The sequence below is a fragment of the Streptomyces sp. LHD-70 genome (genome assembly GCF_031157275.1).
Classification (GTDB): Bacteria; Actinomycetota; Actinomycetes; order Streptomycetales; family Streptomycetaceae; genus Streptomyces.
Genome location: NZ_JAVIFW010000001.1, coordinates 924,845 through 942,944, shown reverse-complemented (window position 1 = coordinate 942,944; position 18,100 = coordinate 924,845). Strand labels below are relative to the sequence as shown.

The window sequence follows — 18,100 nt, the reverse complement described above, 5'->3', positions numbered from 1 at the left end:
ACACACCTACGCCGGGCAGCTGAGAGGCAGCCGCCCGGCGTACGAAGGTCAGTGGCTCAGCGCAGGAACGGATCCACCGCGACCGCCACGAACAGCAGCGACACGTAGGTGATGGACCAGTGGAACAGGCGCATCTCCTTGAGCTTCGCGCCCGTCACCCCCGACTTCGCACGGGCCTGCAGCGCGTGCGCCTCCCAGAGCCAGAAGCCGCCGGTGGCCAGCGCGACCGCGGTGTAGAACCAGCCGGTGTAGCCGAGCGGCTGGAGCAGCAGCGAGACGCCGACCATGACCCAGCTGTAGAGGACGATCTGCTTGGCGACGACCTTGTTGGAGGCGATCACCGGGAGCATCGGGACCTGGGCGCGCGCGTAGTCGTCCTTGACCTTCATGGACAGCGGCCAGTAGTGCGGCGGAGTCCAGAAGAAGATCACCATGAAGAGGATGACGGCGGCCCAGGACATCGAGTTGGTCACCGAGGACCAGCCGATGAGGACCGGGAGGCAGCCGGCGATGCCGCCCCAGACGATGTTCTGCGCGGTCCTGCGCTTGAGGATCATCGTGTAGACGACGACGTAGAAGAGCAGCGCGCCGAGCGAGAGCGCGGCCGAGAGCCAGTTGACGAGGAGGCCGAACCAGACCGTGGAGATCACGGCGAGGGCGACACCGAAGACCAGGCCCTCGGTGGGGCTGATCAGGCCGGTGACCAGGGGGCGGTTCCGGGTGCGCTCCATGAGGGCGTCGATGTCCCGGTCGTACCACATGTTCAGGGCGTTGGCGCCGCCCGCGGAGAGGTAGCCGCCGAAGCAGGTCGCGAGGACCAGCCACAGGTTGGGCACGCCCTGCTCGGCGAGGAACATCACCGGGACCGTGGTGATGAGGAGCAGTTCGATGATGCGGGGCTTGGTCAGCGCCACGAACCCCATGACGAGGGGACCGATCGGCCGACGGCCGGAGTTCGCCCCGAGCTCACCCGCCGCGTCCTCGGCATGGGCGATGCCCCCACCTTCTGGACGGGATTCAACGGCCGTCACGCACACCCCTGACAGAGACTCCCAGCAAGCCGACCGTGGGTGTCACCTGAATATGAAGACCCGGTAAAGGCTCGCGCGTACCACGCCACTGTAGACGTAGGCCATACCCGGCTCTTCGCGGGGGTCGGTCGTGTTGGGCCGGCTGCCGCGACGCTCGTCCGGCGCCCGCTGACGGCCGTGCGGGGCACCGCCGGTGAACGGCTCGGGAGGCGAAGGTGACAGACCCCCGGCAGTCTGGGACGAGTCGAAAAGATGCACGCTCGCGCGGCGGTAGGCTCGACAGCGACCGGCGCACGACGGCGCCGTGAGTCGACGACACACGACGGCGGACGACGACGTTCGGCGACGACGTTCGACATGTAGAGCATGTGGAGAGGAGCCCTGACCCAGGGTGAGCACCGAGCCGACCACCACAGACCTCGAGTGGACCGATCTGGACCAGCGGGCCGTTGACACCGCCCGCGTCCTTGCCGCCGACGCCGTACAGAAGGTCGGTAACGGCCATCCCGGTACGGCCATGAGCCTCGCGCCCGCCGCGTACACCCTCTTCCAGAAGGTGATGCGGCACGACCCCGCGGACGCCGACTGGGTGGGCCGCGACCGGTTCGTCCTCTCCGCGGGGCACTCGTCGCTGACGCTGTACATCCAGCTGTACCTGGCCGGGTACGGCCTGGAGCTCGATGACCTCAAGGCGTTCCGCACCTGGGGCTCGAAGACCCCGGGCCACCCGGAGTACGGCCACACCGCCGGCGTCGAGACGACCACGGGCCCGCTCGGCCAGGGTGTCGCGAACGCGGTGGGCATGGCCATGGCCGCGCGGTACGAGCGCGGTCTGTTCGACCCTCAGGCGCCCGCGGGCGAGTCCCCGTTCGACCACACGGTGTGGGTCATCGCCGGTGACGGCTGTCTGCAGGAGGGCATCGCCGCCGAGGCGTCCTCCCTCGCGGGCCACCAGAAGCTCGGCAACCTCGTGATGCTGTGGGACGACAACCACATCTCCATCGAGGGCGACACGGAGACGGCCGTCTCGGAGGACACCCTCAAGCGGTACGAGGCGTACGGCTGGCATGTGCAGCGCGTCGAGCAGCTGCCCAGCGGCGACCTGGACCCGAAGGGTCTGTACGAGGCGCTGCAGGCCGCGAAGGCCGTCACGGACAAGCCGTCGTTCATCGCGGCCCGTTCGATCATCGCCTGGCCGGCGCCGAGCGCGCAGAACACCGAGGCCGCGCACGGCTCCGCCCTCGGTGACGAGGAAGTCGCCGCCACCAAGCGGGTGTTGGGCTTCGACCCGGAGCAGAGCTTCGAGGTCTCCGACGAGGTCATCGGCCACACCCGCGAGGCGCTGGAGCGCGGCGTGCAGGCGAAGGCCGAGTGGGAGAAGGGCTTCGCCGCCTGGCGCACCGCCAACCCGGAGCGCGCCGCCGAGTTCGACCGCATCCAGGCGGGCGAGCTCCCGGCCGGCTGGGAGGAGAAGCTCCCGGAGTTCGAGACCGGCAAGGGCGTCGCGACGCGTGCCGCCTCGGGCAAGGTACTTCAGGCGCTCGGTGCGGTGCTGCCGGAGCTGTGGGGCGGCTCGGCCGACCTGGCGGGCTCCAACAACACCACGATCGACAAGACGAGTTCGTTCCTCCCCGAGGGCAACCCGCTGCCGGGCGCGGACCCGTACGGCCGGACGATCCACTTCGGCATCCGCGAGCACGCGATGGCCGCCGCCATGAACGGCATCGCGCTGCACGGCCACACGCGTATCTACGGCGGCACCTTCCTGGTGTTCTCCGACTACATGCGCAACGCGGTGCGCCTGTCGGCCCTGATGCACCTGCCGGTGACGTACGTGTGGACGCACGACTCCGTCGGCCTCGGTGAGGACGGCCCGACGCACCAGCCGGTCGAGCACCTGGCCTCGCTGCGCGCCATCCCCGGCCTCAACGTGGTCCGTCCCGCGGACGCCAACGAGACCGCGATCGCCTGGCGCGAGATCCTCAAGCGCTACACCAAGGAGTTCGGCAAGGGCACCCCGCACGGTCTCGCCCTCACCCGCCAGGGTGTGCCGACGTACGAGCGCGACGAGGACGCCGCCAAGGGCGGTTATGTCCTCTTCGACGCCGAGGGCGGCAAGCCCGAGGCCGTGCTCATCGGTACCGGTTCCGAGGTGCAGCTGGCCGTCCAGGCCCGTGAGCAGCTCCAGGCCGCCGGTGTCCCGACCCGGGTCGTGTCGATGCCGTGCGTGGAGTGGTTCGAGGAGCAGTCGCAGGAGTACCGCGACAGCGTCCTGCCGCCGTCGGTCAAGGCGCGTGTGGCGGTCGAGGCCGGTATCGGTCTGACCTGGCACAAGTACGTCGGCGACGCCGGCCGGATCGTCTCCCTCGAGCACTTCGGCGCCTCCGCCGACGCGAAGGTCCTCTTCAAGGAGTTCGGCTTCACCGCCGACGCCGTGGCCGCCGCGGCCAAGGGCTCGCTTGAATTTGTTGCAGGTATCGAGGCCGCGCAGCGCTGACGCTGACACACGACGACTTACCCCTCATCACAAGCAGGAGATGCAATTTCCATGACAGACGCACTCAAGCGCCTCTCTGAAGAAGGCGTCGCGATCTGGCTGGACGACCTGTCGCGCAAGCGGATCACGTCCGGCAACCTCGCCGAGCTGATCGACCAGCAGCACGTCGTGGGCGTCACCACCAACCCGTCGATCTTCCAGAAGGCGATCTCCGGCGGCGACGGTTACGAGCAGCAGCTCGCCGACCTCGCGGCCCGCAAGGTCACCGTCGAGGAAGCCGTCCGCATGATCACGACGGCCGACGTGCGCGACGCCGCCGACATCCTGCGCCCCGTCTTCGACGCCACCGGCGGCAAGGACGGCCGCGTCTCGATCGAGGTCGACCCGCGCCTGGCCCACAACACGACGGCCACGGTCGCCGAGGCCAAGCAGCTGGCGTGGCTGGTGGACCGCCCCAACACGCTGATCAAGATCCCGGCGACCAAGGCCGGTCTGCCCGCGATCACCGAGGTCATCGGCAAGGGCATCAGCGTCAACGTCACGCTGATCTTCTCCCTTGAGCGGTACCGCGCGGTCATGGACGCCTACCTCGCCGGTCTGGAGAAGGCCAAGGCCGCGGGCCTGGACATCTCGCTGATCCACTCGGTGGCGTCCTTCTTCGTGTCCCGCGTGGACACCGAGATCGACAAGCGCATCGACGCCCTGGGCACCGAGAACGCCAAGGCCGCCCGCGGCAAGGCCGGCCTCGCCAACGCCCGGCTCGCGTACGAGGCGTACGAAGAGGTCTTCTCCTCGGACCGCTGGGCCGCCCTGGACAAGGCCAACGCCAACAAGCAGCGCCCCCTGTGGGCGTCCACGGGCGTCAAGGACAAGGCGTACAAGGACACCCTGTACGTCGACGACCTGGTCGCGCCGAACACGGTGAACACCATGCCGGAGGCCACCCTCGAGGCGACCGCCGACCACGGCAAGATCACCGGCAACACCGTCGCGGGCACGTACGAGCAGTCCCGCGCCGAGCTCGACGCCGTCGAGAAGCTGGGGATCTCGTACGACGAGGTCGTGCAGCTCCTCGAGGACGAGGGCGTCGACAAGTTCGAGGCGTCCTGGAACGACCTGCTCAAGTCGACCGAGGCGGAGCTCAAGCGCCTCGCCCCTTCGGAAGGCTGATCTTGTCTCCAACTGTCAACGGAGCCAACCCGCTTCGTGACGCACTGGACCGACGGCTCCCGCGTATCGCGGGGCCGTCGGGCCTGGTGATCTTCGGCGTCACGGGCGATTTGTCCCGTAAGAAGCTGATGCCTGCCGTCTACGACCTGGCCAACCGGGGGCTGCTGCCGCCGGGCTTCTCGCTGATCGGCTTCGCCCGGCGCGAGTGGCAGGACGAGGACTTCGCGCAGGAGGTGCACGACGCGGTCAAGGAGCACGCCCGGACGCCGTTCCGCGAGGAGGTCTGGCAGCAGCTGAGCCAGGGCATGCGGTTCGTGCAGGGCAACTTCGACGACGACGACGCGTTCGAGACGCTGAAGTCGACGATGGAGGAGCTCGACAAGGCGCAGGGCACGGGCGGCAACTTCGCCTTCTATCTGTCGGTGCCGCCGAAGTTCTTCCCCAATGTCGTCCAGCAGCTGAAGAAGCACGGCCTGGCCGACCAGCGCGGGGAGTCCTGGCGGCGCGGGGTCATCGAGAAGCCCTTCGGGCACGACCTGGCCTCCGCCCAGGAGCTGAACGCCATCGTGCACGAGGTGTTCAAGCCCGACCAGGTCTTCCGTATCGACCACTACCTCGGCAAGGAGACCGTCCAGAACATCCTGGCGCTCCGCTTCGCCAACACGCTCTTCGAGCCGATCTGGAACCGGTCGTACGTCGACCACGTGCAGATCACGATGGCCGAGGACATCGGCATCGGCGGCCGCGCCGGGTACTACGACGGCATCGGCGCCGCCCGTGACGTCATCCAGAACCACCTGCTCCAGCTGCTCGCCCTGACCGCGATGGAGGAGCCCGCCTCCTTCGACGCGGACGCGCTCGCCGCCGAGAAGACCAAGGTCCTCGGCGCGGTGAAGATCCCCAAGGATCTGTCGAAGGGCACGGTCCGCGGGCAGTACGCGGCCGGCTGGCAGGGCGGCGAGAAGGTCATCGGCTACCTCCAAGAGGACGGCATCGACGCGCAGTCGAAGACCGACACGTTCGCCGCCATAAAGCTGGAGATCGACAACCGCCGCTGGGCGGGCGTCCCGTTCTATCTGCGCACCGGCAAGCGCCTCGGCCGCCGCGTCACCGAGATCGCGGTCGTCTTCCAGCGCGCCCCGCACTCCCCCTTCGACCACACCGCGACCGAGGAGCTGGGGCAGAACGCCCTGGTCATCCGGGTCCAGCCGGACGAGGGCGTCACGATGCGGTTCGGCTCGAAGGTGCCGGGCACATCGATGGAGGTCAGGGACGTCTCCATGGACTTCGCGTACGGCGAGTCCTTCACGGAGTCCAGCCCCGAGGCGTACGAACGGCTCATCCTGGACGTGCTGTTGGGCGATTCGAACCTCTTCCCGCGCACCGAGGAGGTCGAGCTGTCCTGGAACATCCTCGACCCGATCGAGCAGCACTGGGACAGGAACGGCAAGCCCGCGCAGTACGCATCGGGCACCTGGGGCCCCGTCGAGGCGGACGAAATGCTCGAACGAGACGGACGGAGCTGGCGTCGGCCATGAAGATCGACCTCACGGACACCACGGCCAGCAAGGTCAACAAGGCCCTCGTGCAGGGCCGCCGCGCCATCGGCTCCCCCGCCATCGGCATGGTGCTCACGCTGGTCATCGTCACCGACGAGGAGAACGCGTACGACTCCCTGAAGGCGGCCAGCGAGGCCTCGCGCGAGCACCCCTCGCGCACCCTCGTCGTCATCAAGAGGGCCGCGCGTTCCCCCCGTGACCGGACGTCCTCGCGCCTGGACGCCGATGTCCGGGTGGGCGCCGACGCCGGTACGGGCGAGACGATCGTGCTCCGCCTCTACGGCGACGTCATCAACCACGCCCAGTCGGTGGTCCTGCCGCTGCTCCTTCCGGACGCCCCGGTCGTCGTGTGGTGGCCGGTGAACGCGCCGCTCGACCCGGTGGGCGACCCGCTGGGCGCGCTCGCGCAGCGCCGGGTGACCGATACGTACGCGGCGGAGCAGCCCATCCACGAGCTGGCCTCCCGCGCGGAGACGTACACGCCCGGCGACACGGATCTGTCGTGGACCCGGATCACCCCGTGGCGCTCCATGCTGGCCGCCGCTCTCGACCAGGTGACCTGCGAGGTCACGGCGGCCGAGGTGGAGGGCGAGGAGTTCAACCCGAGCTGTGAGCTGCTCGGCATGTGGCTCGCCGACCGGCTCTCGGTGCCGGTGACCCGTTCGCTGTCCAGCGGTCCGGGGCTCACCTCGGTACGTCTGGACACCGACTGCGGCCCGATCGTGCTCGACCGGGCCGACGGTTCCCTGGCGACGCTCTCGGTGCAGGGCCAGCCGGACCGTGCGGTGGCGCTCAAGCGGCGCGAGACGGCCGAGCTGATCGCCGAGGAGCTGCGTCGCCTCGACCCGGACGACACCTACGCGTCGGCGCTGAAGTACGGCGTCGACCGGCTCGGGGAGGCGGACTCGGCGAAGTCGGTGCCGCAGGTCGCGTCGCCGGCGGATGCTGCTTCGGGAGCGGGTTCGGGTTCAGGTGCGGGTTCTTCGGGTGCGGGTTCTTCGGGTGCGGGTTCTTCGGGTGCGAAGAAGGCGGCCAAGTCCCCGGCGAAGAAGGCGAGTTCGGACGGTTCGTCCGGCGGCGGTTCGAAGGCGGCGTCGAAGTGAGTACGGCTCCGCAACTCGTCGTCCACCGCGACAAGGAACTCATGGCCCAGGCCGCCGCGGCCCGCCTGATCACGAAGATCGTGGACGCGCAGGCCGCCCGTGGCTCGGCGTCCGTGGTCCTCACCGGCGGCCGCAACGGCAACGGCCTGCTCGCCGCGCTCGGCACGTCCCCCGCGCGGGACGCCATCGACTGGAGCCGCCTCGACCTCTGGTGGGGCGACGAGCGGTTCCTGCCGGAAGGCGACCCGGACCGCAATGTCACGCAGGCCCGCGAGGCACTGCTCGACTCGGTGCCGCTCGACCCGGCCCGCGTGCACGCGATGCCCGCGTCGGACGGCCCGTTCGGCATCGACGCGGACACCGCGGCCGAGGCGTACGCGATCCAACTGGCCAAGGCCGCACAGCCGGAGAACCACTCGGAGGCTCCGTCCTTCGACGTGCTGCTCCTGGGTGTGGGCCCCGACACCCATGTGGCGTCGCTCTTCCCCGAGCTGCCCGCGGTGCGCGAGACCGAGCGGATGGTGGTGGGTGTGCACGGCGCCCCCAAGCCGCCGCCGACCCGGATCTCGCTCACCCTGCCCGCGATCCGCTCCGCCCGTGAGGTGTGGCTGCTCGCGGCGGGCGAGGACAAGGCACAGGCCGTGGCCATGGCGCTGTCCGGCGCGGGCGAGATCCAGGCCCCGGCAGCGGGCGCGCGCGGACGCTCACGCACGCTGTGGCTCCTGGACGCGGCGGCGGCTTCGCAGCTGCCGCGGGAGATGTACCCACCGGCGTCGGCCTGACGATCCAGCCCCTCCGGCGTTTGAGGAGCGGGGGTCCGGGGGCTGGCCCCCGAAGCGCCGCAGCCACGCGGCGTCAGCCGCATATCGGACACAGTCGGGAAGGGGCGGGGAGGGGATCAAACCCAGCCCCGCCACTTCCCGGGCCTCAACGCCCCCGCAGCGCCCGGTACTTGGCCACCAGCGCCCTGGACGAAGCGTCCAACCCCTCCACCTCGACCCCTTCGGTCAACGCCGGCTCCACCCGCTTCGCCAGCACCTTCCCCAACTCGACCCCCCACTGGTCGAACGAGTCGATGTTCCAGATCGCGCCCTGCACGAACACCTTGTGCTCGTACAGCGCGATGAGCTGGCCGAGCACGAACGGAGTCAGCTCGGCGGCGAGGATCGTGGTCGTCGGGTGGTTGCCGCGGAACGTCTTGTGCGCGACCAGCTCCTCGGGCGCACCCTCCGCCCGCACCTCGTCCGGCGTCTTGCCGAACGCCAACGCCTGCGTCTGCGCGAAGAAGTTGGCCATCAGCAGATCGTGCTGCGCGACCAGGCCGGGCAGCAGATCCTCGACCGGCTTGGCGAAGCCGATGAAGTCCGCCGGGATCACCTTCGTGCCCTGGTGGATCAACTGGTAGTACGCGTGCTGCCCGTTGGTGCCCGGTGTGCCCCAGACCACCGGACCGGTCTGCCAGTCCACCGGGTTGCCCTCGCGGTCCACCGACTTGCCGTTGGACTCCATGTCCAGCTGCTGAAGGTACGCGGTGAACTTGGAGAGGTAGTGCGAGTACGGAAGGACCGCGTGCGACTGGGCGTCGAAGAACCCTCCGTACCAAACCCCCAACAGGCCGAGCAGCAGCGGGACGTTGGACTCCGCCGGGGCCGTGCGGAAGTGCTCGTCGACCAGGCGGAAGCCGTCGAGCATCTCGCGGAAGTGCTCCGGCCCGATGGCGATCATCAGGGAGAGGCCGATCGCCGAGTCGTAGGAGTAGCGGCCGCCGACCCAGTCCCAGAACTCGAACATGTTGGTCGTGTCGATGCCGAACTCGGCGACCTTCTCTGCGTTCGTGGACAGGGCCACGAAGTGCTTCGCCACGGCGTCCTGCCCGGCCTGCAGACCGGTGAGCAGCCAGTTCCGCGCGGAGGTGGCGTTGGTGATCGTCTCGATCGTGGTGAACGTCTTCGAGGCGATGATGAACAGCGTCTCGGCCGGGTCCAAGTCCCTTACGGCCTCGTGCAGATCGGCGCCGTCGACGTTGGAGACGAAGCGGAACGTCAGATTACGGTCGGCGTAGGACCGCAGCACCTCGTACGCCATCGCCGGGCCGAGGTCGGAGCCGCCGATGCCGATGTTCACGACGTTCTTGATGGGCTTGCCGCTGTGGCCCGTCCACTCACCGGCGCGGACCCGCTCGGCGAAGGCGCCCATCTTGTCGAGGACGGCGTGCACCTTCGGCACGACGTTCTCGCCGTCGACCTCGATCACGGCGTCTCGCGGGGCGCGCAGCGCGGTGTGCAGAACAGCGCGGTCCTCGGTGGTGTTGATCTTCTCGCCGCGGAACATGGCGTCCCGCAGGCCGAAGACATCGGTCGCGGCGGCCAGCTCGCGGAGCAGCTCAAGGGTCTCGTCCGTGACCAGCTGCTTGGAGTAGTCGAGGTGCAGGTCGCCCACCTGCGCCGTGTACTTCTCGGCTCGCTGCGGGTCGGCGGCGAACAGTTCCCGCAGGTGTGCTTCGCCCAGCTGCTCACGGTGCTTTCCGAGCGCCGTCCACTCCGGCAACTGGTTGAGCCTGGTGCGGCTTGCTGCGTTCATCTCGGACTTCAGCCTTCTCTCTACCTGAGCCTGCAACTTCCCCGCTGCCCCACCAACCTAATTGATCAGCGAGCGGTATGAGCTGTCTGTCCCCTGTCGGCCGACTTAAGGAGCGGTGACAGGGGACTTGAGCGCGGGTATCAGCGCGGCGACGGCGAGCACGAACAGCGCGGCGGCAAGCAGCGCAGGGGTGTTGAGCCCCCAGGCCGAGGCGGCGACACCGGCGAGTGCCGCGCCCACCGGGGTGGCACCGAGCGACAGGGTGCGGAAGGCGGCGCTGATCCGGCCGATCGCATCGCTGGGGCTGCGCTGCTGCATGAGCGTGACCTGGTTGACGTTCCACACCATGCCCATGAAGCCGAACACCACGAGTCCGAGCAGGACGGCCCAGACGCTGCGTATCGTCCCGATCGCGAGCAGCGGCACGATCTGCACGAGGCCCGCGAGGAAGATGCTCCGCAACCGCCCCACGCGGCGCCCGATCCGGTTGGCGCAGAACCCGGCGACGACACTGCCCACGCCGTACGCGGACAGGCACAAGGCATAGGCTGTCGCGCCCGCGTCGAGCCAGCCGGTGACGTGCAGGACGAGGGTGGCGATGAGTCCGCCGACGCCGACGTTGCACAGCGTGGCCGCGAGGCACAGGCCGCGCAGCGCCCGGTCCCGCCACAGGATCCGCACTCCTTCGGCGATGTCGGCCCGCAGGCCGCTCCCGCTCAGCGGTGCCGCACGCGCGCGCGGTGCCGTGCGCAGGGAGGCGATCAGTGCGGCGCCGAGCAGATACGTGGCGGCGTTCGCGGCGTAGGGCACGGCGATTCCCGCGGCGAGCAGCAGCGGCACCGCGGGCGTGGCCAGGAAGCTGCTGACGAGCATCTGGCCGGTCTGCAGGCGGGCGTTGGCGCTGCCGAGGGCCTCGGGGCCGACGACGGCGGGGAGCAGGGCCGTGGCCGCGTTGTCGAAGAGGGTCTGGAGGGTGGTGAGGACGAAGGCGAGGATCATGAGCAGCGCGATCGTCGCCTGGTCGAAGGCGACGGCCACGGCGAAACTGCCGATCAGCAGCCCGCGTACGAGATCCACGGCCCACATGGCGCGTCGTTGGTCGACCCGGTCGGCGACCGCGCCGCCGATCAGGCCGAAAAGGATCCAGGGCAGATAGCCGCAGGCGGCGACGAGGGCGACGAGCGTCGGTTCGTCGGTGAGGCTCGTGGCGAGCAGCGGCAGCGCGGCGATGCGCAGCGAGTCACCGAAGCGGGAGATGATCGCGGCCGACCACAGCCGTCCGAATCCCCCGCGCCAGGACGGCGCGCGCTCCGCCGCCGCTGCGGTCTCCGCAGCGTCCGTTACCCCCTCGACCACGCCAACTCCCCCTTTTGGTCCGGTACTTGCAGACCTTAGAGGGGGCCACTGACAATCGGCCGCGGCGCGTGCCTGACCTGGGAGAACAGACCTCGGAAAGCAGTCCGGCCGGACACCCTCGGGGGTGTCCGGCCGCTCTCAATTCCTAGATCTCGCCGCGCAGTTTGGCGAGTGCCTCCGCGAGGATCGCCTCGCCGTCCGCGTCGCTGCGCCGCTCTCGGACGTACGCGAGGTGCGTCTTGTAGGGCTCGGTGCGCGGCGGGTCCGGCGGGTTGTCCCGGTCCTGGCCGGCCGGGAATCCGCAGCGCGGACAGTCCCAGGTGTCGGGGACCTGCGCGTCACTGGCGAAGCTCGGCTGTGTCTCATGCCCGTTGGAGCACCAGAAGGAGATGCGCAGGCGCGGCGCGGACTCGCCCCGCTCGGCCTCGCCCATCGGCCCCGCTCCGACCCGACTTCCACGGATCGCGTTGCCACTTGCCACGGTCGTAACTCCCTGCGTAACAGTGCTGCACAGCGTTGCTCACCGACGGCCGTGCCGCGGGTGCCCCAGTCTACGTAAGGCCCAACGCGCGTCCAGTGTTTGGAGTTACACCCCCACCCCGGAGACGCACGGCCATATTAAGCCGCCTATAAAAGGCGTACGGCAATACTGCGTCAACCGGCAGGACGATAAAGCGTCAGCTGTCGAGCTTCATCAGCAGGCCGAGCACGACAATGCACGCGAACCACAGCAGACCGACCACGACGGTGATGCGGTCGAGGTTGCGCTCGGCGACCGAGGAGCCGCCGACGGAGGACTGCATACCGCCACCGAACATGTCGGAGAGGCCACCGCCCTTGCCCTTGTGCATGAGCACCAAAAGCATCATGAGTCCGCTGAAGACGAGCAGGGCGATCGAGAACCCCATAACCACGGCTGGACCAACTTCCTCGGTATCTGTACGACGACGGGGCCCGAGTCTCGCGTGAATGAGCGGAAAGCTCAGAAAAGCAAGCCTCGGACCCCGCAAGGGTACGACGTTACGTCGCTACCGCATACTCAGTCCCGGTCGGTTCCCGGACTCACTGGTCGCGGAATCGGACGATCTTGACGAACTCGTCGGCGTCGAGCGCCGCACCGCCGATGAGGGCCCCGTCGACATCGGGCTGCGCCATGATCGCGGCGACGTTCCCGGACTTCACCGAACCGCCGTACTGGATGCGCACCTTGTCGGCGAGCTCCTGGTCGTACAGCTCGGCGAGCTTGCCGCGGATCGCGCCGCAGACCTCCTGCGCGTCCTCGGGGGTGGCGACCTCGCCGGTGCCGATGGCCCACACCGGCTCGTAGGCGATCACGACGGACTCGGCCTGCTCGGCGGGGACGTCCTTGAGGCCGCCCTCGACCTGAGTCAGCGTGTACTGGACCTGCTGGCCGGCCTTGCGGATGTCCAGGCCCTCGCCGACGCACAGGATCGGCGTCATGCCGTGCTTGTAGGCGGCCTTCACCTTGGCGTTGCAGATCTCGTCGTTCTCGTCGTGGTACTGGCGGCGCTCGCTGTGGCCGATGGTGACATAGGTGCACTTGAGCTTCGACAGCATCGGGCCCGAGATCTCACCGGTGTACGCACCGGAGTCGTGCGCCGAGATGTCCTGGGCGCCGTACTTGATCTTGAGCTTGTCGCCGTCCACCAGGGTCTGCACGGAGCGCAGGTCGGTGAAGGGCGGAAGGACGGCGACCTCGACGGCCTCGTAGTCCTTGTCGGCGAGCGCGAAGGCGAGCTTCTGGACGTGGGCGATGGCCTCGAGGTGGTTGAGGTTCATCTTCCAGTTGCCCGCCATCAGGGGCGTACGCGTGGTCATTAAGGGTCAGTCCTCCAGTGCGGCGAGGCCGGGCAGGGTCTTGCCCTCGAGGTATTCGAGGGAGGCACCGCCACCCGTCGAGATATGGCCGAACTTCGACTCGTCGAAGCCCAGGTTGCGGACGGCGGCGGCGGAGTCGCCACCGCCGACCACCGTGAAGCCCTTGCTGTCGAGCAGGGCCTGCGCGATGGCCGTCGTGCCGCCAGCGTAGTCGGGGTGCTCGGCGACTCCGACGGGGCCGTTCCAGAACACCGTCTCGGCGTCGGTGACCTTGGAGGCGAACAGCTCGCGGGACTTGGGGCCGATGTCCAGGCCCTCCTTGTCCGCGGGGATCTGGTCGGCGTCGACGGTGTCGAAGTCGGCCGGGGCCTTGGTCTTCAGGTCCGGGAACTCGGTGGAGACGAGGACGTCGACCGGGAGAACGAGCTCGACGCCGCTCTTCTCGGCGCGCTCCATGTACTCCTTGACCTTCGGAACCTGGTCCTCCTGGAGGAGGGAGATGCCGACCTCGTACCCCTTGGCCTTGAGGAAGGTGTACGCCATGCCGCCGCCGATGAGGAGACGGTCGGCCTTGCCGAGGAGTTCGTCGATGACGGCGAGCTTGTCGGAGACCTTGGCGCCGCCGAGGACCACGGTGTACGGGCGCTTGACGTCCTCGGTGAGCTTCTTGAGGACGCTGACCTCCTTGGCGATGAGGTAGCCCGCGGCGTGCGGGAGCCGCGCCGGGAGGTCGTAGACCGAGGCGTGCTTGCGGTGCACGGCGCCGAATCCGTCGCCCACGTACAGGTCGGCGAGGGCCGCCAGCTGGTCGGCGAAGGCGCCGCGCTCGGCGTCGTCCTTGGAGGTCTCGCCGGCGTTGAAGCGCAGGTTCTCGACGACGGCGACCTGGCCGTCGGCGAGGCCGGCGACGACGGCCTTGGCGGAGTCGCCGACGGTGTCCGTGGCGAACTGCACGTCGGCGCCGAGGAGTTCACCGAGCCGGGCGGCGGCCGAGGCGAGCGAGAAGGCCGGGTCCGGGGCACCCTTGGGGCGGCCCAGGTGGGAGGCGACGACGACCCGCGCGCCCGCGTCGGCGAGTGCCTTCACGGTCGGCAGCACGGCGCGGATACGGCCGTCGTCGGTGATGGTGGTGCCGTCCAGCGGCACGTTCAGGTCGGCGCGGACGAATACCCGCTTACCGGCGACGCCTTCGGCGAGAAGTTCGTCGATCGTCTTCATTTCTCAGGGACTCCTTGAAAGCTTCCGAGCAAACAGCGACGGGGCCCGGACGGCGCAAGATCACGCCGCCCGAGCCCCGTAGCTCACATCGAGATGCCTGTCCGAATCAAGTCCGGGTCAGAGCTGGCCACCGACGAAGGTGGTGAGGTCGACCAGACGGTTCGAGTAACCCCACTCGTTGTCGTACCAGCCGAGGATCTTCACCGTCTTGCCCTCCTGGACCATGGTCATGGAGGAGTCGAAGGTGCAGGAAGCCGGGTCGCTGACGATGTCCGAGGACACGATCGGGTCCTCGGTGTAGTACAGGAAGCCCTTGAGCTCGCCGTCCGCGGCCTTCTTGAACGCGGCGTTGACCTCGTCCTTGGTGACCTCGCGGGTGAGCTCGACGACCAGGTCCGTGGCGGAGCCGGTGGGAACCGGGACGCGCATGGCGATGCCGTCCAGCTTGCCCTTGAGCTGCGGCAGGACGAGGGCGGTGGCCTTGGCGGCACCGGTGGTCGTCGGGATGATGTTCTCCGCGGCGGCACGGGCGCGGCGCAGGTCCTTGTGCGGGAAGTCCAGGATGCGCTGGTCGTTGGTGTACGCGTGCACGGTCGTCATCAGGCCCTTGACGATGCCGAAGTTCTCGTCGAGAACCTTGGCCATCGGCGCCACGCAGTTGGTGGTGCAGGAGGCGTTGGAGATGACGTGGTGCTGCGCCGGCTCGTACTTGTCCTGGTTGACGCCCATCACGATGGTGATGTCCTCGTCCTTGGCCGGAGCCGAGATCAGGACCTTCTTGGCGCCACCGGCGATGTGCTTCGCGGCGTCTTCCTTCTTCGTGAAGATGCCGGTCGACTCGATGACGATGTCGACGCCCAGGTCACCCCAGGGGATGTCCGCGGGGTTGCGCTCGGACAGCACCTTGATGGTGTGTCCGTCGACGGTGATGGTGTCTTCGGTGTGGGTGACCTCGGCCTTGAGGCGCCCAAGGATGGTGTCGTACTTCAGCAGGTGGGCCGTGGTCGCGGTGTCACCCAGGTCGTTGACGGCAACGACCTCGATGTCCGCGCCCTGCTCCAGGAGCGCCCGGAAGTAGTTGCGGCCGATGCGACCGAAGCCATTGATGCCTACGCGGATCGTCACGAACCGATCTCCTCGTTGGTACGCCGGTCTGTGCGCCGGCGAGCTGAATGGGATGTCCCCGACCGCCTCCGACCCTACCTCTCCTGAGACGTTCGAGTGACATCGGAAGGGTCCGTACGAGTTGCGGTGGCCCGCACCGTGTTTGCGGATACGACCCTCCGTTCGTCACTCAGAGTCAGCAGGGCGGCGAAGCAAGCGCTTGGCCCATCAGACGGGCGCAAGCGCCCTCATTTGAGTGCCCGTCGAGGACGCCTCCGACACCTCCACTGTCACGCCCCGTAACTACCGCGCGAGGCCTGCGCAAGTCGCGTTCGCGGCTCCGGAGGGCACCATTCCGGGGGCCATCCGGAGGGTCCCTCCGCAGGGTGTACGGATCGTTCTGAGCGTCAGGACGCTCGTTTGTCAATGTGGCGTCGGCAACATCGAGTGACACCCCGTGCCAGCAAAATCTGCGGCCGAGGACGACGATTCCGCTCAGCCCGTGAGACGCGACCGGCCTCGGCGGACGACGCGGCCTGGGCCGAGTCCCGCGTGGAGCACGCAAAAGCCGTTGGTGTCCGGAAAGATCCGGACACCAACGGCTTTGCGTGCGATGGGTCAGCGGGTCGGTCAGCCGACCAGATTGTCGGCCATCTCCTCCGTCAGGTTCGACTCCGTACCCGGAATGCCGAGGTCCTGGGCGCGCTTGTCGGCCATCGCCAGGAGGCGGCGGATGCGGCCCGCGACCGCGTCCTTGGTCAGCGGCGGGTCGGCGAGCGCGCCCAGCTCCTCCAGGGAGGCCTGCTTGTGCTCCATGCGCAGCCGTCCGGCCGCCGCGAGGTGCTCCGGCACCTCGTCCCCGAGGATCTCCAGGGCGCGCTGCACGCGGGCGCCCGCGGCGACCGCGGCGCGGGCCGAGCGGCGCAGGTTGGCGTCGTCGAAGTTGGCCAGGCGGTTGGCGGTGGCCCGGACCTCGCGGCGCATCCGCCGCTCCTCCCAGGCGAGCACCGACTCGTGGGCGCCGAGCCGGGTCAGCAGCGCGCCGATCGCGTCACCGTCACGGACTACGACGCGGTCCACGCCGCGCACCTCGCGGGCCTTCGCGGCGATGGAGAGCCGACGGGCCGCGCCGACGAGCGCGAGCGCCGCCTCGGGCCCCGGGCAGGTCACCTCCAGGGAGGAGGAGCGGCCCGGCTCGGTCAGCGAGCCGTGGGCCAGGAACGCTCCGCGCCATGCGGCCTCGGCGTCACAGGTGGCACCCGAGACGACCTGCGGGGGCAGACCGCGGATCGGGCGGCCGCGGCCGTCCACCAGGCCGGTCTGGCGCGCCAGTTGGTCGCCGCCGGCCACCACGCGTACGACATAGCGGGAGCCGCGGCGCAGACCGCCCGCGGCCATCACCATGAGCTCCGAGCTGTGCCCGAAGATCTCCAGGATGTCCTTCTTGAGCCGCCGGGCCGCCATCGCGGTGTCCAGCTCCGCCTCGATCACGATGCGGCCGCTGACCAGGTGAAGCCCGCCCGCGAACCGAAGAATCGCCGAGACCTCTGCTTTTCTGCAGCAGGTCCGGGTGACGGGAAGCCGGGAGATTTCGTCCTTCACCGCTGCCGTCATCGCCATGGGCCGATCCTTCCATGCATCCGAAAAATACGGTCGTACGCGGCGGCCAAGAGCTCCGGGTCGTGCTTCGGAGAGCCGACGGCCTGAGCCACCGGCGCCAGCTCGACCGCCGCCCCCAGACGCTTGGCGGCGTCGGTGAGGCTGTCGCGGTCGGGCACGGCGGCCTCGTCGGCCAGCACCACGTCCAGGGCGAGTTTAGGGGCGTGTCGTCCCAAAACCTCCAAATGACGCTGCGGGGAGAAACCTTCGGTTTCTCCGGGCTGGGGTGCGAGGTTGAGCGAGAGGACCTTTCGGGCCTTGGTCTCGGTGAGCGCCTCGAGCAGTTCGGGCACGAGGAGGTGCGGGATCACGGAGGAGAACCAGGAGCCGGGGCCGAGCACCACCCAGTCCGCGTCCAGGACCGCGGCGACGGCGTCGGGCACGGCGGGCGGGTCGTGCGGTACGAGATGCACGGACTGCACCTCGCCGCGGGTGAGCGCGACGTTGGCCTGGCCGCGGACCGTGTCCACTGCCTCCGCGCGCTCCGGGTCGTGCCCCTTGACCAGCGCCTGCAGCTCCAGCGGCACGGCGGACATGGGCAGCACCCGGCCATGCGCGCCGAGCAGCTTGCCGACCAGGTCGAGGGCCTGGACGTGGTCGCCGAGCTGCTCCCACAGGGCGACGATCAGCAGGTTGCCGACCGCGTGCTCGTGCAGCTCGCCCTTGGACTGGAAGCGGTGCTGGATGACGCGGGCCCAGGTCTGGCCCCAGTCGTCGTCCCCGCACAGCGCGGCCAGGGCCTTGCGCAGGTCGCCGGGCGGGAGCACGCCCAGCTCGTCGCGGAGCCGGCCGCTGGAGCCGCCGTCGTCGGCGACGGTGACCACGGCCGTCAGGTCGCCGGTGATCCGGCGCAGCGCGGCGAGCGAGGCGGACAGGCCCATGCCGCCGCCGAGCGCTACGACCTTGGGCTGGGCCGAGCGCCTGCGGCTGAGGCGGGTGAGCCGGGCCCGACGGGGCGGGGAGCTCACCCGACGGGGCGGGGAG

15 protein-coding genes are annotated in these 18,100 nt (G+C 69.2%); 5 read left to right on the top strand and 10 right to left on the bottom strand.

The features are described 5' to 3' along the window. Positions 1-56: 56 nt before the first annotated feature. Complete coding sequence (locus RCO28_RS04210; RefSeq protein WP_374991088.1) at positions 57-1,031, bottom strand: heme o synthase; 975 nt, start codon at positions 1,029-1,031, stop codon at positions 57-59. A gap of 391 nt (positions 1,032-1,422) precedes the next feature. On the opposite strand from RCO28_RS04210, the gene tkt reads away from it, so the two are divergent. Genes tkt through pgl form a run of 5 tightly spaced genes read left to right on the top strand, consistent with a single transcriptional unit; the run spans position 1,423 to position 8,142 of the window. After that, positions 1,423-3,528 (top strand): transketolase, encoded by a 2,106-nt coding sequence (gene tkt, locus RCO28_RS04205; protein ID WP_308939518.1) that lies wholly within the window; start codon positions 1,423-1,425, stop codon positions 3,526-3,528. A 51-nt stretch (positions 3,529-3,579) separates the two neighbouring features. After that, positions 3,580-4,698 (top strand): transaldolase, encoded by a 1,119-nt coding sequence (gene tal / locus RCO28_RS04200; RefSeq protein WP_308939517.1) that lies wholly within the window; start codon positions 3,580-3,582, stop codon positions 4,696-4,698. A gap of 2 nt (positions 4,699-4,700) precedes the next feature. Continuing rightward, positions 4,701-6,236 (top strand): glucose-6-phosphate dehydrogenase, encoded by a 1,536-nt coding sequence (zwf, locus tag RCO28_RS04195; protein WP_308939516.1) that lies wholly within the window; start codon positions 4,701-4,703, stop codon positions 6,234-6,236. Further along, the gene (opcA, locus tag RCO28_RS04190) at positions 6,233-7,360 is read left to right on the top strand and encodes a glucose-6-phosphate dehydrogenase assembly protein OpcA (RefSeq protein ID WP_308939515.1); all 1,128 of its coding nucleotides are present in this window, start codon (positions 6,233-6,235) and stop codon (positions 7,358-7,360) included. The genes zwf and opcA overlap by 4 nt, the downstream gene beginning before the upstream one ends. After that, positions 7,357-8,142 carry a 6-phosphogluconolactonase gene (gene pgl / locus RCO28_RS04185; RefSeq protein ID WP_308939514.1) on the top strand — a complete coding sequence of 262 codons (786 nt, stop codon included), beginning with the start codon at positions 7,357-7,359 and terminating at the stop codon, positions 8,140-8,142. The genes opcA and pgl overlap by 4 nt, the downstream gene beginning before the upstream one ends. A gap of 145 nt (positions 8,143-8,287) precedes the next feature. Here pgl and pgi read toward each other — a convergent pair whose 3' ends face one another. The 9 genes from pgi to yvcK form a co-directional block, all read right to left on the bottom strand. Then, complete coding sequence (gene pgi, locus RCO28_RS04180; protein ID WP_308939513.1) at positions 8,288-9,940, bottom strand: glucose-6-phosphate isomerase; 1,653 nt, start codon at positions 9,938-9,940, stop codon at positions 8,288-8,290. Between the two features lie 105 nt (positions 9,941-10,045). Further along, positions 10,046-11,296 carry an MFS transporter gene (locus RCO28_RS04175; protein ID WP_308939512.1) on the bottom strand — a complete coding sequence of 417 codons (1,251 nt, stop codon included), beginning with the start codon at positions 11,294-11,296 and terminating at the stop codon, positions 10,046-10,048. A gap of 145 nt (positions 11,297-11,441) precedes the next feature. Continuing rightward, positions 11,442-11,777 carry an RNA polymerase-binding protein RbpA gene (locus RCO28_RS04170; protein ID WP_003957010.1) on the bottom strand — a complete coding sequence of 112 codons (336 nt, stop codon included), beginning with the start codon at positions 11,775-11,777 and terminating at the stop codon, positions 11,442-11,444. A gap of 196 nt (positions 11,778-11,973) precedes the next feature. Beyond that, positions 11,974-12,204 carry a preprotein translocase subunit SecG gene (gene secG / locus RCO28_RS04165; protein WP_282513817.1) on the bottom strand — a complete coding sequence of 77 codons (231 nt, stop codon included), beginning with the start codon at positions 12,202-12,204 and terminating at the stop codon, positions 11,974-11,976. A gap of 154 nt (positions 12,205-12,358) precedes the next feature. Further along, the gene (tpiA, locus tag RCO28_RS04160) at positions 12,359-13,135 is read right to left on the bottom strand and encodes a triose-phosphate isomerase (RefSeq protein WP_308939511.1); all 777 of its coding nucleotides are present in this window, start codon (positions 13,133-13,135) and stop codon (positions 12,359-12,361) included. A 6-nt stretch (positions 13,136-13,141) separates the two neighbouring features. Next, entirely contained in the window at positions 13,142-14,353 is a 1,212-nt protein-coding gene (locus tag RCO28_RS04155; RefSeq protein WP_308939510.1) for a phosphoglycerate kinase, read from the bottom strand. A 117-nt stretch (positions 14,354-14,470) separates the two neighbouring features. After that, a complete protein-coding gene (gene gap / locus RCO28_RS04150; RefSeq protein WP_282537252.1) occupies positions 14,471-15,478 on the bottom strand; it encodes a type I glyceraldehyde-3-phosphate dehydrogenase in 1,008 nt (335 codons plus the stop codon). 609 nt (positions 15,479-16,087) lie between these two features. Next, a complete protein-coding gene (gene whiA / locus RCO28_RS04145; protein ID WP_308939509.1) occupies positions 16,088-17,077 on the bottom strand; it encodes a DNA-binding protein WhiA in 990 nt (329 codons plus the stop codon). Further along, a complete protein-coding gene (yvcK, locus tag RCO28_RS04140) occupies positions 17,068-18,084 on the bottom strand; it encodes a uridine diphosphate-N-acetylglucosamine-binding protein YvcK (RefSeq protein WP_308939707.1) in 1,017 nt (338 codons plus the stop codon). Before yvcK ends, whiA begins: the two co-directional genes overlap by 10 nt. Positions 18,085-18,100 lie beyond the last annotated feature (16 nt).

Bases quoted from the DNA above. Each gene is read 5' to 3' on its own strand.
- pgi (WP_308939513.1), bottom strand. From the start codon at position 9,940: ATGAACGCAGCAAGCCGCACCAGGCTCAACCAGTTGCCGGAGTGGACG.
- whiA (WP_308939509.1), bottom strand. From the start codon at position 17,077: ATGGCGATGACGGCAGCGGTGAAGGACGAAATCTCCCGGCTTCCCGTC.
- tpiA (WP_308939511.1), bottom strand. From the start codon at position 13,135: ATGACCACGCGTACGCCCCTGATGGCGGGCAACTGGAAGATGAACCTC.
- tal (WP_308939517.1), top strand. From the start codon at position 3,580: ATGACAGACGCACTCAAGCGCCTCTCTGAAGAAGGCGTCGCGATCTGG.
- opcA (WP_308939515.1), top strand. From the start codon at position 6,233: ATGAAGATCGACCTCACGGACACCACGGCCAGCAAGGTCAACAAGGCC.
- secG (WP_282513817.1), bottom strand. From the start codon at position 12,204: ATGGGGTTCTCGATCGCCCTGCTCGTCTTCAGCGGACTCATGATGCTT.
- RCO28_RS04155 (WP_308939510.1), bottom strand. From the start codon at position 14,353: ATGAAGACGATCGACGAACTTCTCGCCGAAGGCGTCGCCGGTAAGCGG.